The following is a 21,273-nucleotide window of genomic DNA, read 5'->3' as shown; positions in this document are numbered from 1 at the left end:
AGTGGGGCATGATGTTGATTGAGGTTGGTCAACATTGCAGAAGTGAATATCCGATTTGCGCTTAAAGTTTGGCGAGATTTTGGCACAGCGGGAAAGCACAGCCCTCCGGCTCTGCTTGAAGGCAACGCCTAAATCCCTGAATTCGGTAAGCGTTTGTGCGTTGACATTGAGGTTGACACGGGGATAGGAGGCCAGTGACGCATGTTTCTGGGCACCTATACGCCGAAGCTTGATGACAAAGGGCGCCTGACGTTGCCGGCGAAGTTCCGTGAGGATCTCGCAGGTGGCCTGATGGTCACTAAAGGGCAGGATCATTCTCTGGCGGTGTATCCGAAAGAGGAGTTCGTCAAATTAGCTCAGCGGGCTACTAAGGCCTCTCGTACGAATGCCAAGGCGCGAGCTTTCATCCGAAATCTTGCGGCGAGCACCGATGAGCAGCGTCCTGATGGCTCGGGGCGAATCACGTTATCGATGGATCACCGTCGGTACGCGAATCTCTCCAAGGAGTGCGTGGTTATCGGCTCTATTGACTTTCTGGAGATCTGGGACAAAGAGTCCTGGGAGGCCTACCAGGCGGAGCATGAAGCTGATTTCTCCGAAGGTGAGGATGACTCGCTGTTCGGCGTTTTATAAACCGCTTGGAATAACCGAAAAGAGGGAATGTCCGCATGGACTCTGCCTGATAGCCCCTGGTGTACTTCCCCGATACCAGGTTCTGTCAGGCGGGGCCCTGTGAACATCCCCGCTTTTTGTTTTAAGCACCGATAGCAGCATTCCCAGTAGTGCTCATGAGGTGCGGTCTGGTTGCTGGCGCGGCACTCGTCGTTAAGCAAACCGGGAATACACTCGATAGATTCTCTGACCAGTGCGAACATACCCGGTGAGGAGGGGAAATGAACGGATCGGCACCTGCGGATGATCGCAAGTCCGGCGAGTTTGGTCATGTCCCCGTTTTGCTTCACCGAGTGACTGATTTGTTGCGCCCGGGCATCGAGGCACTGGGTGACGACGCAGTAGTTGTCGACGGCACTCTTGGTGCCGGTGGGCACACGGAATACCTGTTGGAGCAGTTCCCGAAGCTCTGCGTTGTTGGACTCGATCGCGATGACAATGCATTGCGAGGGGCAGAAGAACGTCTCGCGCGCTTCGGTGATCGCTTTGTATCCTTCCGTGTGCGTTTCGATTCGCTCGCCGAGGTGCTCAGTGGTGAGATTCCTGCAGCCGCTGGTGGCAGTGGCGCGGAGGACATTCTCGCCCGCGCCGCTGAGAAGGGCATTGCAGGTGCGCTTTTCGATCTCGGTGTTTCCTCGATGCAGCTTGACCAGGTCAATCGTGGATTCGCCTACCGAGTCGACGCCCCGCTGGACATGCGCATGGATGCAAGCCAGGGGATTACCGCAGCGGATGTGCTCAATACCTATTCGCACGGTGATATCGCGCGTATCCTATCGACTTACGGCGACGAGCGCTTCGCCGGCAAAATCGCCTCGGCAGTCCTGCGTGAGCGGGAGAAGGAACCGTTTACGACCTCCGGTCGTCTGGTCGAGCTGCTCTACGAAACCATTCCGGCGGCATCTCGCCGCAAGGGCGGACACCCGGCCAAGCGTACGTTTCAGGCTCTTCGTATCGAGGTAAATCGTGAGCTTGAAGCTCTGGAAAATGTACTGCCACAGGTCTGCAATGCACTCGCAGTCGATGGGCGTGCAGTGTTCATGAGCTACCAGAGTCTGGAAGACCGCATCGTCAAGAAGGACTTTGCGGAGCGCGTGAAGTCGACAACCCCACCGGGGCTCCCGATGGAGCTTCCGGGGCATGAACCGCACTTTGCTCTCATCACGAGAGGTGCGGAGAAGGCGTCGGCAAGCGAGATCGAAGACAACCCCCGAGCCGCACCGGTGAGAGTTCGCTGTATCGAGCGAATTCGAGCCGATTGACCCAAACCTTTCAACCGCACCAAACGCACCCTTAACGATCTAAGTACTGGGAGAACTTTCGAGCATGGCAACGACAATCACGGAGCACGCCCCCACCCGGCGCACCTCCCGCGGCGCATCTGCAACCGTCGCCGGTGCCAAGACGAAGACTCGTCAGCGCGGTCGCAGCGCCCGCACGAAACAGGATCTTTATCAGCGCCGGCGGTTTGGGCGCACAGGTTCTCAGCAGGTCATCTCGGTGCGTGGGCGTCGCGTTACGACGTCCTCGAGGGATAACCACAAGTTTGCCGGTGCGGCCGTGATGATCATTCTCGTCGTTGCCGGAATCGTGGCGGCGATGTGGCTGTCGGGTATTTCGACCTCGACATCCTTGCAGCTGGATGCTGCGCAGACCAAGGAAAAGGAGCTGCGTAACCAGCTGGAGGTGCTCGAGCGGGATGTTGCTTACATGAAGTCAACCGGTGCTATCGCGCAGCGTGCTGTGGAAGAGGGCATGGTCAATCCGGAGCAGCCTGCCGTTTTGACGACTGATCCGGAAGGCAAGGTCGTGGAAGTGCGACCGGGCGATGAGAAGCAGCAGAAGATTATCGACCTCAACAGTGAGTCGCCGAATGTTCCGCATGCGCCGTCGTCGAACCCGAAGGACACCGAGAATGTTCCAGGGATGCAGGCACCGGCCATTGAAGAAGCGCACCCACGTCCCAACGGGTTGCCGGCAACCGCTCCGTATGCGCCGCAGAACCATGAGCCCGCACCAGCACCTGCGCCGGCTCCGGCACCCGCGCCTGAGGCTGAAGCTCCAGCGCCAGCTCCGGAAGCGCCCGAAGCGCCAGCCTCGGTGCCGGAAGTACCGGAAGCACCGGCACCCGAGCCAGCTCCAGCACCGTAGGAACTTAGAAACTAAACACGGCCAAACTGGCCAACTGTCCGATATTCTGGCGGTTCCACTGTTTCTGGTCAGGCGACTGTAGACTAATTAATTCAGTACTCGCGATGGCAGGGAATACCGCCTAACGTTATCGCGCGCGGGAGAATCGACTTAGTAGAAAGCACTAGCGCATGATTCGATCTGAAGACGACTACCCCAACCGTGGAGGGGGGTATGACTTCGGCGAACGTGCTTACCGAATTACATCCCGTGAGCGCAGAGACCAAAGTCGAGTTCGGGATGGTCAGCGCAGCCGGAGGCTCGATGCTAATACCAACCGAAGCGTGCCCCCGCGCGAAAAAATGCGCATTAGTAATAAGGACTTCATCCGGCGTCGCAACTGGCTGCAGTTTATAGGCGCTATCGCAGTCGTAGTGCTGGTCTCCCGTTTGGCTTGGGTGCAGCTCGTCGCAGGTCCTGACCTTTCTGCGGCGGCACAGAATCAGCGCACGGTGGAAGTTGTTGATGCAGCTCGGCGCGGTGCGATTCTCGACCGTAATGGAGCTCAGCTTGCCTTCACGATGGAGGCACGCAGTATTACCGTGCACCCGAACACTTTGCGCAAGTGGATTGGGGACGCACATAAGCAGCGCCCGGATGATGTCGCTGCCTACGATGAACGCCTCGAGCAGATCGCCAAGGATTTGCCGAAGCTACTCGACGTGGCCGACATCGACGCGGAGAAGTCGGGAAGCAGTCGCCGTCGTCAAGCGGAACCCGAAACCGAGGAGAACTCGGTGATGAGCGCGCCGTCCCGGGTGAGCTCGAAGGACATTCTAGAGAAGCTGCGCAATGAGGACAGCACCTACGAGGTGCTCGTGCGTAATGTCGATCCGGACAAGGCCGCCGCCATCGTGGAAAAGTATCCGGAACTGGTGGCGGAGCGTCAGGATATTCGCCAGTACCCGAATGGGGCGACGGCGGCTAACGTCATCGGCAAGATTGGCATGGATGGCGTCGGCCAGTTCGGCTTTGAAGCCTCTCGTGATGCCACTTTGCAGGGTATTAACGGTGGCAAGACCATTGATATCGCCTCCAACGGCGTGGCAATCCCGGGATCCACGCGCGATGTTCACGCGGCTGTGGACGGTACGACATACGAGCTGACCCTGGACCTCGACATGCAGTACTTTGTCCAGCAGCAGGTCAACCAGGCGAAGGCCAACTCGGGAGCGAAAGATGCGTCGGCAGTTGTGCTCGACGCGAAGACCGGCGAAGTGCTAGCAATGGCGCAGGCGGACACGGCTAACCCGAATAAGGATATGGGGGCCGAGCTCGAAGAGGGGCGCACTATCGGAAACTCCGCTGTATCGAACCCATTTGAGCCGGGCTCTGTAGCAAAGATCATTACCGCCGCGGCCGCTATCGAAGATGGCAAGACCACACCGGATGAGGTTCTGCAGGTCCCGGGCACGATTGATATGGCGGGTGTCACCGTGCGCGATGCATGGGAGCACGGCACGGAAGCTTTCACGACGACCGGTGTATTCGGCAAGTCCTCCAATGTCGGCACCCTAATGCTGGCAGAGCGTTTGGGTCAGGACCGCTTCGCTGAGATGCTGCATCTCTTCGGGCTGGGGCAGTCCACGGGTATCGAGTTGCCCAGTGAATCGTCCGGCTTTGTGCCACAGCGTCCGCAGTGGTCCGGCGGTACATTTGCGAACCTGCCCATTGGTCAGGGTATGGCCATGACACTGCTGCAGATGACAGGAGTTTTCCAGGCAATCGCCAACGATGGCGAGCGCATCCCGCCGCGTATGATTCGTTCGACAATTTCCCCGGACGGCACGAAGACGGCAACAGAGCGCCCGGAAACAGTGCGTGTGGTTAGCCCGGAGACCGCCCAAACTGTGCGCGCTATGTTTGAAGGCGTTATGCAGTCTGATCCCACGGGGCAGCAGTCGGGTACCGCGGCCGGCAATAGTATTGAGGGATACTCGCTCACAGGCAAGACAGGTACGGCGCAGAAGTTTGACCCCGACACCGGCGCGTACTCGAATTCCAAGTACCACATCACGTTTGCAGGCATCGCGCCTGCCGACGATCCCCGTTTTGTCATTGGCATTATGCTTGACGAACCCCAGCGTGGTGTCCATGGTGACGGCGGTCAGTCAGCAGCCCCACTGTTTAAGGACATCGCCGCTTGGGCGCTTAACCGCTACAACGTACCGCCGTCGCCACCCCGCGAGGGCAAGTTGTTGCTGCAGCCGTAACGAGGTCACCACCACAATGAAGTTACCGCGACAGCACTAATACACAGACTTTTATTACTTTGGTTTCTGCAAAGTGAATCTCTTGAATTTTTCCAACCTGTTGTACACCAACGACTGACTTGAAAGAGGGAACAGCCAATGACCGCCACCCTTGCGAAATTGTGTAACCTCGCGCATGGCCGACTTGACGGCATTACCGAATCCGCGGCGGCAGGAGCGGATATCGCCGCAATCGAACTCAACGCTGCCGAAGTGCCTGAAGGCGGAATGTTTGCTGCCGTCCCAGGTACTCGCACGCATGGTGCGCGCTACGCGCAGCAGTCGGCTGCTACAGCGATCCTGACTGATGAGGAAGGTCTGAAAATCCTGCGGGAAGCAGGGGAGACTCGACCAGTCCTGGTTGTCGACGATGTCCGGGCCGTCATGGGGCACGTTGCTGCAGAAATCTACGATCACCCCTCGGATTCACTGACCATCATTGGGGTTACCGGCACCTCTGGCAAGACCACCACGACCTACATGCTGGAGGGCGCGCTCCTGGCAGCTGGATGCTCGACAGGCATCATTGGTACTACCGGCACGCGCATCAATGGCCGTGCCGTTCCGTCGAGCCTGACTACCCCAGAAGCTCCGGCCCTCCAGCGCCTGTTCCACCAGATGCTCTCCGAGGGGGTGACGCACGTTGTCATGGAGGTTTCTTCTCACGCACTGTCGTTGGGGCGTGTAGACGGAGTCAGTTTCGAGGTCGGGTGTTTCCTCAACCTCTCGCAGGATCATCTGGACTTCCACAAGACCTTGGAAGAGTATTTCCAAGCCAAGGCCAAGCTCTTTGATCCCGCAGGTCCGACACATGCACCGAAGGCTGTCGTGTGCATCGACGACGACTGGGGTGTCCGCATGGCAGATATCGCTGCCGGCGACCCGGATGTCCAAGTCACCACTGTCCATACTCAGCATCGCGTAACCGACAAGACGCCAGCTGCCGAGGTCTTTGCAGAATGGCACGCCGCTGCAGCCACTGTCGCCACCAACGGTGTCCAACATGTGGAGCTAACGCGAAATAACACTGACACAGTTGAGGTGGAAGTTCCTCTGCCGGGTGCTTTCAACGTTGCCAATGCCGCAGTCGCATGGGCTGTGCTCGATGCGATTGGGCATGCCAATCACGCGGCCAAGAGCGGTCTGGCACAGGTGCGTGTGCCAGGCCGCATGGAGCGCATCGATCGCGGACAGGACTTCCTGGCTGTGGTGGACTATGCCCACAAGCCAGCCGCAGTAGCTGAAGTGTTGGCCACCTTGCGTGCACAGACCGAAGGTCGCGTGCTGGTTGTCGTCGGCGCCGGTGGCGACCGCGATAGTGCCAAGCGTCCAATTATGGGAGCTGAGGCTGCATACGGTGCCGATGTCGTCATCATCACCGATGACAATCCACGCTCCGAGGTGCCCTCTGAAATCCGTGCGGCCGTGGTCGCCGGTGCGAAGGAAGCGGTTGCCAGCGGCAAGGCCAGTTCTGACACGGTTGTTGAGGAAATCGGCGATCGCGGCCAGGCAATTCGCCGTGTCGTCGAGCTCGCCCACAGCGGCGACAGCATCGTGGTGGCAGGCAAGGGACACGAAACCGGCCAGAATATCGGTGGCGTAATTCACCCGTTCGATGACCGTGAACAGCTGGCCGAAGCACTCACACAGCGACTGGAGGGATCCGCTGATTGAGATTGCTGAAATCGCTGAGGAAGCGCACCACCTGACATGCCTACCGCGAACCATTCGCGGTAGGCGAATAAAATCAAGAAATCATCCTTTACTAGGCGCCTGGAACTCTAACCAACAAGGACTATAGACATCATGATTGCCCTGACCGCCGCGGAAATCGCTCACATCGTGGGAGGTGAACTCGCCCACGTCAATGATGACGCCACAGTGACTCAGCCCGCAGAATTCGACTCCCGAAAGATTCGCGAAGGCTCGCTCTTCCTCGCCCTGCCGGGCGCGCGTGTCGACGGCCACGACTTCATCGATCAGGCTGTAGCAGCTGGAGCGCCGATGGCACTGGCGGCACGAGATGTTGGGCAACCTGCGGTCGTCGTCAAGCCTCTTGGTAAGCAGGACTCCAATGCCGACGCATTTGCACACGATCCGGATGGTTCCGGGGCGGCGGTGCTGGAAGCGCTTGGTAAGTTGGCGCGTTACGTCGTCGACGAGCTGAAGAAGGATCAGCTGCATGTCGTCGGTGTGACGGGTTCGGCGGGAAAGACGTCGACGAAGGACATGATGGCGACGCTGCTGCGTACCGACGGTCCGACGGTGGCGCCGAAGGGGTCGTTTAATAACGAAATTGGGCATCCGTACACGGTGCTGCAGTGCACTCCGGAGACGAAGTACCTAGTTGCGGAGATGAGTGCGCGCGGAATTGGGCATGTGGCCCACCTTGCGCGCATCGCACCACCGACGATCGGTGCGGTGCTCAATGTTGGTACGGCGCACCTTGGTGAGTTTGGCTCGCGCGAGGCAATCGCGCAGGCTAAGGGCGAGCTCGTGGAAGCGCTGCCGGCTGCGGAGCAGGGCGGTGTGGCCGTACTCAATGCCGACGATGACTATGTCACTGGCATGGCTCCACGTACCCAGGCGAAGGTGGTGTTCTTCTCTGCCGATGAGAACTCCGAACGCCACGCAACTGCGGATTACCGCGCCACGAATGTGCAGCTCGACGATTTTGCTCGTGCGTCCTTTGACCTGCATATACCGGATGGGCGTACATTCCCGATCCAACTGCAGGTCTATGGTGCGCACCAAGTGGCCAATGCCCTGGCGGCGATTGCGGTGGCAGTGGAGTCCGGTATTGATGCTGAGCAAGTCGCAAAGGCGATGGCCGCGCATGTGGCAGCGTCAGAGCGGCGCATGGATGTCCAGCAGCTCACTGGCAATATCGTCGTAATTAACGACTCCTATAATGCCAACCCTGATTCGATGCGTGCGGGGATTGATGCTCTGGCTTGTACAGCAGCTGGCCCAACGCACCAGGACGCCTCATCGTGGGCCGTGCTGGGACAGATGGGGGAGCTTGGCGATTCCGCTGAGAATGAGCACTCGTCGCTTGGCGAGTACCTTGTGGGCCGCGGCATCAATCGACTAATTGCAGTCGGAGAGAGTTCTAATGTGCATGCCCTGGCCGACAAAGCGGAAGAGTTGGGGTTAAATACTTCTAGGGTGCCGGATACATCCGCTGCCGCGGATTTGGTGGCGGCTGAGGTGCGTCCGAACGATGTTGTGTTAGTCAAGGCCTCCTACGCGGACGGTATGTGGCGGGTCGCGGACTCGCTAGCTGCCAAGATTGGAACTGCGCCCGAAGGTGAAAGCGGAGAGGAAAAGTAAGTGATTCAACTTATTCTCAGTGGTGCGATTGCATTTCTGGTGAGTGTCTTTTTAACACCAGTGCTTATTCGCAAATTCTCTGCTGAAGGTCTTGGCCAGGAGATCCGTGAAGAAGGGCCGAAGAGCCACCTGCGCAAGCGGGGAACTCCGACTATGGGCGGCATCGCCATCATCGCCGCAATCGTCGCTGGCTATTTCCTCTCACACCTCGTTACGTATATCCAGACTGGCGTGGGGCCGTCCGCCTCCGGTCTGTTGGTGATGTTCCTGGTTCTGGCGATGGGCGCATTGGGTTTTGCCGATGACTTCATCAAACTCTACAAAGGACGCAACCTGGGGCTGAACAAGACAGCGAAGCTGGTTGGGCAGCTGGCGGCAGCGCTGATTTTCGGCGTGCTGCTGCTGCAGTTCCCGGATGCGTCTGGCTTGACTCCCGGTTCGACGAGCTTGTCGCTGATTCGAGATATTCCGTTCCTGAATCTGGCACCGGGACCGGTGTGGTTCGGCATGACTGTCTTCCTGGTATTTGTCTTCATCGTCATTGCCGCATGGACGAATGCCGTCAACCTCACTGATGGCCTTGACGGCCTGGCCGCTGGCGCCACCGCGCTGCTACTGGCCACCTACACGCTGATTTCCTTCTGGCAGTTCCGTAACTCTTGCGAGGCTTCGCTGGGCAGCGGTTGCTACAACGTCCGCGATCCACTGGATATCGCCGTTATTTCCGTCGCGGGTCTGGGCGCCTGTTTGGGCTTCCTGTGGTGGAATGCAGCACCGGCAAAGATCTTCATGGGAGATACCGGTTCGCTGGCTCTTGGCGGTTTGGTAGCGGGTCTGTCATTTGTCACCAAGACTGAGCTGCTGATGGTTATCATTGGCTTCATCTTCGTGATGGAAGTTGCTTCCGTGGCAATCCAGATCGCGGTTTTCCAAACGACTGGCAAGCGCGTATTCCGCATGGCTCCTCTCCATCACCACTTCGAAAACGGAGGTTGGGCGGAGACAACTGTTGTCGTTCGCTTCTGGCTACTCGCAGGCATTTTCAACATGATTGGCGCAGCCATCTTCTACAGTGACTGGCTCTCTCAGGTAGGCGTATTTCAATGATTAACTCACCAGACCCGACCAACCTCACCGATATCCGAGATCTCGACTTAGTCGCTACGGTGCGCTCTGGTCGAGTTCTGGTGGCAGGAGCCGGAGTTTCCGGTCGCGGTGCCATTGCGATGCTCAAGGACATCGGCTGTCCGGAAATTGTCGTCGTGGATGACTCCGCGCTCGGCGCACTGGTTGCCGCCGACTTTTCGGTTCGGCACGTCACAACCGCAGACGCTCGCGACGAGCTTGCCGACGCGGTTGCGATCGTGACCTCCCCGGGGTGGCGTCCGACCAGTCCGCTGTTCGACGCCGCCGCTGAGGCCGGTGTCCCGGTATTCGGTGATGTGGCGCTGGCTTTCGCCGGCGACTGTGCCCAGCTGTGGGGTCCGAAACGGACCTGGCTGGTAGTCACCGGCACTAACGGCAAGACCACAACCACCTCCATGCTGGCCGCCATGCTCGGGGAGCAGGGCGCAGCTGTGGGCAACATTGGTGTGGCCCTGTACGACGCACTGACTGCTGAGCCTCGTATCGAGGTGTTGGCCGCAGAGCTGTCCAGCTTCCAGCTGCACTGGGCTCCAAACATTCGCCCAGATGCGGGAGTACTGCTGAACCTGGCGGAAGACCACATCGACTGGCACGGTTCTTACGAAAACTACGGTCTGGACAAGACCCGTGCGCTGCGCGGTACTGTCGCAATCTACGGTGCGGATGACGCAGATGTCGTCGAGCACGTGGAAAAGATGCTGAAAAACGACGAGCTCGGCAACTCCGTCGTGGGCTTTACCGATGGTCCCCCGGAGGCACACCAGGTCGGAGTTCGCGACGGCATGATTGTCGACCGTGCTTTTGGCGGCGGCGATGCCGCAGCTGACGACTCTGGTCCGGGCATTGTCATCGCACCGGTAGCGGGAATTTCTCCTCCCGGCCGGGCAGGTGTTCTCGACGCGGTGGCCGCCACTGCGATGGCGCGCAGTATCGGTACCTCACCGGAGCAAATTGCAGCGGAATTGGAGACTTTCGAAGTTCGCGCACACCGCGGTCAGATTGTCCATAAGGCAAATGATGTCGTGTGGATTGATGACTCCAAGGCCACCAACCCCCACGCTGCCGACGCTGCACTGTCCGGTCATGAGCGTGTCGTTTGGATCGTCGGTGGTCAGCTCAAGGGCGCGGAAATCTCGCCGCTAGTGGCGAAGCATGCTCATCGCCTGCAGGCCGCCGTGGTTCTGGGCGTCGATAGGCAACTAGTCAGCGATGCGCTCTCCCGCATCGCACCTGCTGTGCCGGTCGTTGTCATTGATGACACTGACAAGGTCGATGCCATGGCAAAGGTCTGTATGGCAGCTAGTGAATATGCCAACCCTGGGGATGTGGTGCTGTTGGCACCAGCTGCCGCCAGCTTGGACATGTACTCCGGAATGGCTGAACGTGGCGACTTGTTCGCGCAATGGGCGCAGAAGGTGACGTCAACTGATGGATAACTCCCGCAAGGCTCGTAATTTAAGCGCTAGCGCCGCGACGGCACAAAAGGGGACGAAGGCTACCAGTTCACAGCGGCCCTCGTCGTCAAGCTCTAGTGCTCGAGAGCGGCCGGCGTGGGTGGAGCGTTTTAACGACTGGAAGTCGCGTCCGCTGTTCGACTACCACCTACTGATGATCATCGTCGCGCTGCTGACGTCGATAGGCCTGGTGATGGTGCTGTCGGCATCCATGGCCAGCGCGGGTAACGACTCGGGCAGCGTGTGGTCGGTGTTCATCCGTCAGCTGGTCATGGTGGTGGCGGGTCTTATCTCCATGTGGATCGTGCTGCGAATGCGGGTGGAATTGATTCGCTCGCTATCGACAGCAGCGCTGATTTTGTCCTTTGTGCTGCTGGTTTTGGTGATTATCCCTGGTATCGGCATCGGCCTGGAGGAAACCGGTGCGCGTTCGTGGCTGAGTATTGGTGGTATCACCATGCAGCCATCAGAAATCGCGAAGATCGCGCTGGCACTGTGGGGTTCGAAGCTGCTGGCTGAAAAGGTCCGCACTGCTGTGTCCTATACCGATTTGTTCGGGCTGTTCGGTGCGGTCAGCTTCGTGGTATTGGCACTGGTGATGCTGCAGCGTGACCTCGGCATGGTTGCTTCCATGGCGTTCGTCGTGGTGGCGTTGGCGTGGTTTGCTGGCCTGCCGCGAGTATTCATCACCGGGCTGCTTGCCGCTGCGGCTTTCGCCCTGGTGATTTTTACCGTCACCGCGGGTTTCCGTTCGGCGCGAATCAGGGTCTACTTGGACTCGCTGCTCGGTAACTTCAACGATGTGCAGGGAGATGCCTATCAGTCCTACCAAGGCTTTCTTTCGCTTGCCGACGGATCTCTCACCGGTGTCGGTCTTGGTCAGTCGAGCGCGAAGTGGGGATACCTACCGGAGGCGAAGAATGACTTCATTTTCGCCATTATCGGTGAGGAGACTGGTTTCCTCGGCGCGCTGATGGTTATTTTGCTCTACGCAGCGCTCGGCTGGGTGGGACTTCGTATCGCCGGTCGCCAGAACGATCCGTTTCTCCGTTTGCTCGCGGGCACGATTACTGCTGCAACCGTGGTGCAGGCTTTTATCAACATCGGCTACGTCGTCGGTGCGTTGCCAGTGACTGGTCTGCAGCTGCCGCTGATTTCCGCCGGTGGTACATCGGCGATGGTGACGTTGTTCTCGATGGGGCTGCTGGCCACATGTGCCCGCCACGAATCGGAAGCAGTCTCTGCAATGCAGACTTCGGGACGTCCGGGGCTGGACAGGTTCCTGGGTATACCGGAGCCAATCCCGTATGACGAATCGCGTCGCCACGCGCCGAAGGTGCGTGCCCATCGCGATCCGCAACGCTTCGGTCCTCCCGTGGTGACCAGTGGAGCGCGTACTCCACGCGGCGAGGGGGCGCAGGTGCGGGAAACCTACAGTGGCCGAGCTGACCGACCCAATCGGGCCGGCCGTAGTGGAGGCAGCCGCAGTGGTCGAGGTGCCGCCCCGCAGCGTGGCTCCCGAACCTCCGGCAGCTCCGGAAACTCGGGCAGCGTTCGTGGCCGCGAAGTGGATTATTCCTCTCGTAGTGACAACGGACGGACGCGGGGATTTACAGCGAGGTCGCCGCGGGCTGGACGGTCACAGGGCTCCTGGTCGTCGTCAAGCTCAGGCCGGGGCAGTAGGATTCGGGGCGAAGGCCGTGGCGGACAGTCGCGTTCGCGCCAGCGCCCGGGCCGAAACAATAGGAACGGCGGTTCAGCACCGCGGAGGAGGAATCGATAACACCATGGCAGACAAGAATCTGGGCGCAGCCGCTGGGGCGAAAGGCGCTTCGGAGTCTGAGCAGTTTCTCAAGGAAGATGGCTCTGCTCCGACCATTGTGGTGGCCGGCGGTGGTACGGCTGGCCATATCGAACCCGCATTGGCTGTGGCGGATGCGATTTTGAACCTGCAGCCGGAAGCCCGCGTCATTGCACTCGGTACGAATCGGGGGTTGGAGTCAACCCTCGTACCGGCGCGAGGCTATGACCTGGAGCTGATTCCGCCAGTGCCGGTGCCGCGCAAGCCGACTGCGGATTTGTTCAAGCTGCCTCTCAACGTCGCTCGTGCGGTGCGTGAGACCCGCAAGGTTTTCAAGCGTATTGACGCTGATGCGGTCATCGGCTTTGGTGGCTACGTATCGGCACCGGCCTACATGGCGTGCCGTGCGGGGAAGAAGATTCCGTTCCTGGTTCACGAGGCCAACGCCCGTGCGGGCCTGGCCAATAAGCTCGGTGTCGCACTCGGGGGCGTCGGCTTGGCCGCCGTGACTGGCTCTGGCCTGAAGGCCGAGGTTGTTGGCAATCCCGTGCGTGCCAGTCTCGCGGCGTTGGACCGCGACGCCAAGCGTGCCGAAGCCCGCGAGTTCTTCGGTTTACCGCAGGAGGGTCCGGTGCTCTTTGTCACCGGTGGTTCGCAGGGGGCACGTTCCATCAACGAAGCTGTTACCGGTGCAGCCGCAGAGCTCGCCAACGCCGGTGTATCTGTACTGCATGCCTACGGCAAGAAGAATCACGTCGAGGTCGAGGCTATCCGCGAGGACGCCCCCTATGTCGCTGTGCCGTACATCGACCGGATGGATCTGGCGTACTCCGCCGCCGACCTGATTTTGTGCCGTTCCGGTGCGATGACGGTGGCTGAAGTCTCAGCTGTCGGCTTGCCTGCGGTGTATGTACCGCTGCCACACGGAAATGGGGAACAGGCGCTCAACGCCACCGATGTCATCGATGCTGGTGGCGGTATTCTCATCGCCGACGAGTCGCTGACTGCGGCATCAGTTTCGGATATCGTGATTCCGCTGGTCACGTCCCCAGAAAAGCTTGCCGACGGGCGCCGCGCCCTGGCCAACATTGGACATGGTAACGCTGCGGAGAACATCGCCCGTCGGGTGCTGTCTGCGGCTGTGAACTCTAAGAAGTAAAGCGAGCATAAACATGAACGTTAATTTCGATGACTTTCAGCCGGTAACGGGAGAGCTGCCCGCAAGTGTCCACATGATTGGCATTGGCGGTGCCGGTATGTCCGGTATCGCTCGCATCCTGTTGGCGCGTGGCATTCGTGTTACCGGTTCCGATGTCAAGGAGTCCCGCGCGGTGGTGGGACTGCGTGCGATGGGAGCCACCATCGCCATTGGGCATGACCGTGCGAATCTTGAGCTTGCTGGCGAGGGAGAGCTGCCGGACGCAGTGGTCATTTCCTTCGCAGCTATTCCGAAGACGAATCCGGAGCTGGCCGGTGCACATGAGCTGGACATTCCGGTGCTCAAGCGCTCCGATGTGTTAGCGCTGTTGATGCAGGACTCCAAGGCTCTCCTGATCGCCGGTACTCACGGCAAGACCTCGACTACGTCGATGACCGTCGCCGCTTTGCAGGCAGCTGGTTTGGATCCGTCTTTTGCCGTTGGCGGTCTGATGAGCAAGGCCGGTGTCAATGCTCACCAGGGCAGTGGCGATGTCTTTGTTGCTGAGGCCGATGAGTCGGATGCCTCGTTGTTGACCTACCAGCCGGAAGTGGCCGTAATTACCAACATCGAGCCCGATCACCTTGACTTTTTCGGTGACGACGAGACCTACTACGCCGTCTTTGACGCTTTTGCAGAGCGCATTAAGGATGGCGGTCATCTGGTCATCTGTGCTGAGGATCCGCATGCGGCCGCATTGGGCGAGCGCGCGGTGGAGCGCGGCATTAACGTGCTGGCTTATGGTGGGGAAGAAGCCTTGGCTCAACACCCGACGCTGCCGGTCGGTGCCGTTTTGCACGGCTGGACTCCGGTCGGTGGTGGTGCCCGCGTGGAGGCCACTGTTGGCTCGACATCGGTGAGGTTTGAACTTCATCAGCCCGGCCGTCACATGGCGCTCAACGCGCTGGCTGCAATGGTCGGTGGCGACTGCGTCGGGGCAGATTTGGGGCGTATGGCGCGCGGTCTCGGTGAATTCACCGGTGTTCGTCGCCGCTTTGACTACCACGGCAGTATCGGCGAGGGCCCATTTGTTGGCGCTCGTATCTACGACGACTACGCGCATCACCCGACCGAGGTCTCCGCAGTTCTGGGCGCAGCTCGGGAGTTGGTCACCGAGGCCGGTCGTGGCAAGGTCATCGCTGTGTTCCAGCCTCACTTGTACTCGCGTACTCGCAACTTTGCCGAAGAGTTCGCTGCCGCCCTGTCTCTGGCGGACAAGGCCGTATTGCTCGATGTCTTCGGCGCCCGCGAGGAGCCACTGCCGGGCGTCGACGGCGCGCTCATTGCCAACAAAATGACCATCCCTGTGACGTATGAGCCGCATTTCACCAGCGTCCCGGCTCGCGTTCGCGAAATCGCCGAACCGCACGATGTCATTCTGACCATCGGCGCTGGCTCTGTGACGATGCTTGCCGACGAAATCGTGCGCGAGCTCAGCGGCGACAACGACGAACAGGTGGAGTCGTAGCACTGTGAAAACCAGCCGAAAGCAATCTCAGCAGACCGACGGTGCAGGCCGGGGCACAACAGCGTCGCGGCGTCGGCGTTCAGCGCGCGCCCCGCGACGCGGCTGGCTCATCGGCGGTGGCCTGGTCGCGATTATCGCCATCGTTGCAGCGGTGGTGTGGTTTTCGCCGTGGCTGGTTGTGAAAAACATCGATGTTGAGGGCGTCGTCCACGGGGATAAAGACGCGATTGTCGAGGCCAGTGGTATCTCCGAGAATCAAAAGCTCATTCGCTTGGACACGGATGCCTCAGCGCGCTCCGTGGCGGGGCAGCCGTGGGTCGATAGCGTGACGGTCAGTCGTTCGTGGCCGCAGGGCGTGACTATTTCGGTACGGGAATTCACCCCGGTGGTGTTTGTCCGTGCCACTGACGGAGAGCATCTGTTTTCCGCAAATGGTCAGGAGTTCGTCACGGCAGCCCCGCCGGCGGGTGTCATCGAGGTTGTTGATGCACCTCGCGTGGATGAGCCAACAGACGGCAAAGTTGACCCCGAACCGCGCGTTATCAAGGCGGTTTTGAACGTCGTCAAGGCGTTGCCAGAGCCCGTTGCACACCGTGTGGAGCGGATTAGCGCTCCTTCCGAGGCAGAAATCAAGCTATTTCTGACCGATGGATACGAGGTGTACTTCGGGTCCTCGGATAATGCGGCAGAAAAGGCACGCGCGACGGAGATTGTGCTGAACCGTGGCGAGAAGATTTGGAATGTCTCCAACCCCCGACTACCCGCTGCTAAGGGAGAGTAGAGAATGGTGGTGTCTGGAGTGATTTCTGTGGCTAAACACTATCCCTCAAGTGCAGGTTTAAGGTAGCGACACGCGCTAAAAGGTCGCTGAATTATTTGCAGTTTTCGACCACAATGGGGTCAACAGCTTTTCGGCCATGATGCACTTCTTCCGTGCGGTGTCATGGAGAGCTGTACTGCCCGGCGGTGCCAATGCTGTCGTGCGGCCCATGTGCAACGTGGCTAGATGAAATTATTTAGGACCTATAGGAAAGGGCGAGAAACGCGCAATGACCTCCCCGAATAACTACCTCGCCGTTATCAAAGTCGTCGGTGTCGGCGGCGGTGGCGTCAATGCTGTCAACCGCATGATCGAGGAGGGGCTGAAGGGTGTCGAATTTATCGCAGTCAACACCGACTCGCAGGCCCTGATGTTCTCCGACGCTGATGTCAAGCTCGACATTGGGCGTGAGGCAACTCGTGGTCTGGGAGCTGGCGCTAACCCCGAGGTTGGCCGCACTTCCGCGGAAGACCACAAGGACGAGATTGAAGAGACCCTCAAGGGCGCCGACATGGTCTTCGTTACCGCAGGTGAGGGAGGTGGAACCGGTACCGGTGCAGCTCCGGTTGTCGCGAGCATCGCCAAGAAGTCCGGTGCCCTGACCGTCGGCGTGGTAACCAAGCCGTTCGACTTCGAGGGCAAGCGCCGTGCACGCCAGGCCGCCGAGGGCATTGAAACCCTCAAGGAGGTCTGTGACACCCTTATCACCATTCCGAACCAGCGTCTGCTGCAGATTGGTGAGCAGGATCTGTCCATGATGGACGCGTTCCGCTTCGCCGACGAGATTCTTTACAACGGTGTCCAGGGTATTACTGACCTGATTACCATTCCGGGCATGATTAACGTCGACTTCGCCGACGTCCGCTCGGTAATGGCTGAGGCTGGCTCGGCTCTGATGGGCGTTGGCTCCGCGCGCGGCGACGACCGTGTGATGAACGCCGCTACTCAGGCCATTAACTCCCCGCTGCTGGAGTCCACCATGGATGGTGCACAGGGTGTGCTTATTTCCGTCGCCGGTGGCTCCGACCTCGGCTTGATGGAGGTCAACGCCGCCGCGTCCATCGTGGAAGAAAAGGCTGATCCGGATGCCAACATCATCTTCGGTACCATCATCGACGACAACCTCGGTGACGAAGTTCGCGTCACTGTGATTGCTACCGGTTTTGAGCAGGGTAACGGCAACCCGCTGGACAAGCCAGCCGCAGGTGCCGCTGCACGTCCGGATGCACAGGATGCCGAGGCGCGTCCGGCCGCTGAGCAGGCACCGCGACAGGGCAGCGCACTGCCGGGCGGTGACAACCTCGGCGCTCCGGCCCCGCGTGCGGAGGAAGAGCGCCCGGTCGCACAGCCGCGCGAGCGTGAGGACCGCGACCGCTTTGTCCCGCGCACCAACCCGAACAGCGGTGGTCTGTTCACCGACAACCCGACACCGCGTACGCAGGAAAACCGCAACTACCGTGGTGCTCACCGTTACGAGGATCGCGATGACCGCGACGACCGTCGTGGCGGTTACCAGGCTTCCAGCGACCTGCCGGAGTGGGGCTTCTAAGAAATCATGACTGAATCCCGCCGCAGCCGAAAAATTCTGACGAATCGGCGCGGCGGGTTTTCGCTGCCACCATATGATTCCTTCAATCTTGGAGATCATGTCGGCGATGACCCGTCCGCAGTCGAACGCAACCGCCAGCGGTTGGCCGATTCTCTGGGAATCGACCGCGCCCGCTTCGTCTACATGGAGCAGCTTCACACCAACACGGTCACCGTCGTCAACGAACCACAAACCGAGCCTGTCCCGGCTACTGACGCCATCGTCACGACCACGCCGGGTCTCGCGCTGGTAGTGCTCGTTGCCGATTGCGTTCCGGTCTTGCTTTCCGACGATCATGCGGGTGTCGCCGCTGCGGTACACGCGGGGCGGACCGGTGCCCGCAACGGGATCGTTCGTAAATCTGTCGAAAAGATGATTGAGCTCGGTGCCACGCCCGAGAATATCCATGCGCTTCTCGGTGCAGCGGCTTCTGGTCACAATTACGAGGTGCCTGAGTCGATGGCCGATGACGTCGATAAGCACTTGCCCGGAGCGAAGACGCGAACGAAGCAGGGGACTGCCGGTGTTGACGTGCGCGCCGGCTTGATGAGGCAGCTTTATAGCCTCGGTGTGCGGCATGTCAACGTCGAGCCCAACTGCACTATTGACAATGAGCAGTACTTTTCCTACCGGCGGGAGGGGAAAACTGGCCGTCAGGCGGGCATCGTGATCCTGCCTGAGCGGGGCTAAGTTTCAAAGTTGTAATTTTGGCTCGCCAAATTTGCGCGTGTCTATGCGATATTGCTGACCCAGCCGGTAGGTTGTGGGTAGCACAGACTTAAATTCGCACACTAAGAAGGACGTAGCAGAAGATGGCTGATTTCTTCCGTGGGGTTTCAAATTTCTTCGGTCTTACCCCGACTGATGACGCGGCTTACGACGAGCACTACGACGAGTTTGACCGCCGTGACGAGGAGCGTTTTGATGACTCCTATGCCGACTCGCGTCGTGCAGAGCGCCACCGCTACGAGCTGCGTGAAGAGGCTCCACGTGAGGCTGCAAGTGTGAACTCCCGCGAGGAGGACTACCGCTATGGCAACCTGCACTCCGTTGCTGAGACCAAGGAACCAGAGCAGGTCTTTATCAAGCCGGAAAGTGGTTTCCAGGACAAGTACTCCAAGGCTCCGGACATCGGTTCGCACTTCCGCGACGGTGACATCGTCACCTTCGATCTGAGTGGGCTCGACCCATCTGAGGCTAAGCGCTACGTCGACTTCGTTGCTGGACTGGTTTTCGGTCTGCGCGGCCGGATCAAGGCTGACGGCTCCGTGTTTACCCTGTACCCGCACGGCTGCGATGTCAACGAGGGGCAGTTCGACCGGATGTCCGGCTAGTCAGCCGGCTCGCATGACTTGTTAGTGTTTCGTATTTCGATCAATTAGCTAGACTGTTTATTCGTGTCTTCACTACTGCTAGTTCTGCTAATCCTGCTGAAGCTTTTCACCTATCTGCTGTTGGCTCGCATTGTGATTGAAATGATTCAGTCATTTTCTCGCTCCTGGCGACCAGGCAGGGTGTTTTCGTCGATTGGCGAAATTGTCTTTGTCATCACCGACCCGCCGGTGAAGCTGTTGCGCCGACTCATCCCGCCTATGCCGATGGGCAACGTGATGGTGGACATGTCTGTGCTTGTTTTGTTCTTCATCCTTATGATTCTGCGAATGGTGCTGCAGGTAGCTCTCGGCGCAGTGGCGTAAATATCGCTAACTGTTTGCTTGGTGTCCACAATGTGGATTTCGGTGGAGCTGTGTTGTTTTGACTGTCCCGAATGTGATGTTCTCGGGCATTGAATTGCTGCCGGGGGTGTTAATCGGGGGCAATAATAGGAACCCGTTGGGGAATGTAATCCCCAACGGGTTTTTGTTGTGTCGGGGGTAAAGCTCTGTGGCTAAAGGTGCAGGGTAAGGGCGAGGTTTAACGTTTTACTAGAACTTTGCCACTGGTTAGAACGTGGGAGATAGAGTCCTGCCCAAAATAAATGGGGTGAGGACTGTGACTAGAGCAGGTAGGATTGGCCGGGTAAACAGTACTACTGGAAATAATTCTCTTAAGATTTCTTAAGAACTGTCCGCTCAAAGTGTTAGGGGAACTCACCATGCCGTTGACTCCGGCTGATGTGCATAATGTGGCTTTCAGCAAGCCTCCGATTGGCAAGCGTGGTTACAACGAGGATGAGGTCGACCAGTTCCTCGACCTCGTAGAGGACGCACTGGGTGAGCTCCAGGATGAAAACGCTGAGCTGCGCCAGCGCGTTGAGGACCTTGAAGGTCAGCTAGAGCAGGGTGGCGGCGCAGACTATGCCGCTTCCGGTGCTGCCGCTGCGACACCGGCTGTCGATGAGGACAAGCTGCGCAAGGAAATTGAGCAGGAACTGCGCGCTGAGTACAACGAGCGCCTGAGCGCTCAGCAGCAGGAGATTGAGGCTCACTACCAGGATCGTCTGGATGCTCTCGAGAAGCGTGCTTCTGAGGCAGAGGCTTCTGCACAGCAGGCTTCCTCCGCATCTGCGGAGCAGCCGCAGGCAGTTGCAGCAAGCACCGGCACTGAGTCGCAGGAAGTTAGCCTCCGCGCTGCTCGTATCCTGCAGGCTGCTCAGGACACCGCTGATCGCGTCACCACTGACGCCTACGCTGAGGCCAACAAGCTTGTCACCGAGGCTCGTGAGAACGCTGACCGCACCGTGGCAGAGGCCAATGAAGAGGCCGAGCGCACTATCACCAACGCTCGCAATGAGGCAGACGCAACTTTGGCTGATGCCAAGGAGCGCAGTGAGCAGCTGCTGGCTGATGCCCGCAACGAGTCTGAGTCGACCCTCACTGACGCTCGCCAGCGCAGCGAGCAGATGATCAGCGACGCAGACGCTCGCTCTAACGCCACCATCACCGCAGCGCAGCAGAAGGCAACCGCGCTGCAGGATGATGCAGAGCGCAAGCACCACGAGATCATGACCACCGTCAAGGAGCAGCAGACCGCTCTGGAGGGTCGCATCGAGGAGCTGCACATCTTCGAGCGCGAGTACCGCACCCGCCTGAAGACCTTCCTGGAGTCCCAGCTGGACGACCTGAACTCTCGCGAGTCGGCTGCCCCGGCCGACGGCTACAACAACTAATTACGTAGCCAATACGTAGAAAACCACCACGCTCGGCTCCCCTTCCTGAGGAGGCAGAGCGCGGTGGTTTTTGTTATCGTTCCCTGCGAGTCAAGCGCATTCTTTGTTTCGGTCAGGGTTGTAGTAGTTGCCTGAGACACTGCTATACTGACCCTCATACACGCAATGAGCCGGCCATCACCGGGGAGCGTTTCGGAAGAACAGTCCAGCAATAAATGGACCCAGTAGAACCGAACGGTTTG

At 59.2% G+C, this 21,273-nt stretch carries 17 protein-coding genes; all 17 read left to right on the top strand.

The window, feature by feature from the left end; translation table 11 throughout:
• Positions 1-201 precede the first annotated feature (201 nt).
• The 17 genes from mraZ (at position 202) to HMPREF2547_RS09200 (ending at position 21,031) form a co-directional block, all read left to right on the top strand.
• Positions 202-633, top strand: coding sequence for a division/cell wall cluster transcriptional repressor MraZ (mraZ, locus tag HMPREF2547_RS09280; RefSeq protein WP_005510286.1), 432 nt, complete (start codon positions 202-204; stop codon positions 631-633).
• Positions 634-893: 260 nt separating this feature from the next.
• Complete coding sequence (rsmH, locus tag HMPREF2547_RS09275; protein ID WP_070605646.1) at positions 894-1,934, top strand: 16S rRNA (cytosine(1402)-N(4))-methyltransferase RsmH; 1,041 nt, start codon at positions 894-896, stop codon at positions 1,932-1,934.
• 64 nt (positions 1,935-1,998) lie between these two features.
• Entirely contained in the window at positions 1,999-2,823 is an 825-nt protein-coding gene (locus HMPREF2547_RS10875) for a cell division protein FtsL (RefSeq protein WP_070605644.1), read from the top strand.
• Between the two features lie 170 nt (positions 2,824-2,993).
• On the top strand, positions 2,994-5,075 hold the full coding sequence (locus HMPREF2547_RS09265; protein WP_083296885.1) for a peptidoglycan D,D-transpeptidase FtsI family protein: 2,082 nt from the start codon (positions 2,994-2,996) through the stop codon (positions 5,073-5,075).
• A 138-nt stretch (positions 5,076-5,213) separates the two neighbouring features.
• A complete protein-coding gene (locus HMPREF2547_RS09260; RefSeq protein WP_049192947.1) occupies positions 5,214-6,788 on the top strand; it encodes a UDP-N-acetylmuramoyl-L-alanyl-D-glutamate--2,6-diaminopimelate ligase in 1,575 nt (524 codons plus the stop codon).
• Between the two features lie 132 nt (positions 6,789-6,920).
• Complete coding sequence (murF, locus tag HMPREF2547_RS09255) at positions 6,921-8,447, top strand: UDP-N-acetylmuramoyl-tripeptide--D-alanyl-D-alanine ligase (RefSeq protein ID WP_070605642.1); 1,527 nt, start codon at positions 6,921-6,923, stop codon at positions 8,445-8,447.
• Positions 8,448-9,554: a phospho-N-acetylmuramoyl-pentapeptide-transferase gene (gene mraY, locus HMPREF2547_RS09250; RefSeq protein WP_069359191.1), complete on the top strand. Its 1,107-nt coding sequence runs from the start codon at positions 8,448-8,450 to the stop codon at positions 9,552-9,554.
• Positions 9,551-11,029, top strand: coding sequence for a UDP-N-acetylmuramoyl-L-alanine--D-glutamate ligase (gene murD / locus HMPREF2547_RS09245; RefSeq protein WP_070429548.1), 1,479 nt, complete (start codon positions 9,551-9,553; stop codon positions 11,027-11,029). The genes mraY and murD overlap by 4 nt, the downstream gene beginning before the upstream one ends.
• Complete coding sequence (gene ftsW, locus HMPREF2547_RS09240) at positions 11,022-12,830, top strand: putative lipid II flippase FtsW (RefSeq protein WP_070429549.1); 1,809 nt, start codon at positions 11,022-11,024, stop codon at positions 12,828-12,830. The genes murD and ftsW overlap by 8 nt, the downstream gene beginning before the upstream one ends.
• A gap of 4 nt (positions 12,831-12,834) precedes the next feature.
• Complete coding sequence (gene murG, locus HMPREF2547_RS09235) at positions 12,835-14,007, top strand: undecaprenyldiphospho-muramoylpentapeptide beta-N-acetylglucosaminyltransferase (protein ID WP_070605641.1); 1,173 nt, start codon at positions 12,835-12,837, stop codon at positions 14,005-14,007.
• Positions 14,008-14,020: 13 nt separating this feature from the next.
• The gene (gene murC, locus HMPREF2547_RS09230) at positions 14,021-15,514 is read left to right on the top strand and encodes a UDP-N-acetylmuramate--L-alanine ligase (RefSeq protein WP_049170265.1); all 1,494 of its coding nucleotides are present in this window, start codon (positions 14,021-14,023) and stop codon (positions 15,512-15,514) included.
• A 4-nt stretch (positions 15,515-15,518) separates the two neighbouring features.
• Complete coding sequence (locus tag HMPREF2547_RS09225) at positions 15,519-16,295, top strand: cell division protein FtsQ/DivIB (RefSeq protein WP_049170266.1); 777 nt, start codon at positions 15,519-15,521, stop codon at positions 16,293-16,295.
• A 268-nt stretch (positions 16,296-16,563) separates the two neighbouring features.
• Positions 16,564-17,883: a cell division protein FtsZ gene (ftsZ, locus tag HMPREF2547_RS09220; RefSeq protein WP_070605639.1), complete on the top strand. Its 1,320-nt coding sequence runs from the start codon at positions 16,564-16,566 to the stop codon at positions 17,881-17,883.
• Positions 17,884-17,889: 6 nt separating this feature from the next.
• Complete coding sequence (gene pgeF, locus HMPREF2547_RS09215) at positions 17,890-18,612, top strand: peptidoglycan editing factor PgeF (RefSeq protein ID WP_070605636.1); 723 nt, start codon at positions 17,890-17,892, stop codon at positions 18,610-18,612.
• A 122-nt stretch (positions 18,613-18,734) separates the two neighbouring features.
• The gene (sepF, locus tag HMPREF2547_RS09210) at positions 18,735-19,256 is read left to right on the top strand and encodes a cell division protein SepF (RefSeq protein WP_070605634.1); all 522 of its coding nucleotides are present in this window, start codon (positions 18,735-18,737) and stop codon (positions 19,254-19,256) included.
• Between the two features lie 63 nt (positions 19,257-19,319).
• Positions 19,320-19,619: a YggT family protein gene (locus HMPREF2547_RS09205; protein ID WP_038625790.1), complete on the top strand. Its 300-nt coding sequence runs from the start codon at positions 19,320-19,322 to the stop codon at positions 19,617-19,619.
• A 398-nt stretch (positions 19,620-20,017) separates the two neighbouring features.
• Complete coding sequence (locus HMPREF2547_RS09200; protein ID WP_049192954.1) at positions 20,018-21,031, top strand: DivIVA domain-containing protein; 1,014 nt, start codon at positions 20,018-20,020, stop codon at positions 21,029-21,031.
• Positions 21,032-21,273: the final 242 nt, after the last annotated feature.

It is taken from the genome of Corynebacterium sp. HMSC055G02 (assembly GCF_001809065.1).
Classification (GTDB): domain Bacteria; phylum Actinomycetota; class Actinomycetes; order Mycobacteriales; family Mycobacteriaceae; genus Corynebacterium; species Corynebacterium jeikeium_D.
The sequence above is the reverse complement of the archived record's forward strand: the minus strand, read 5'-3'. Positions and strand labels throughout refer to the sequence as shown.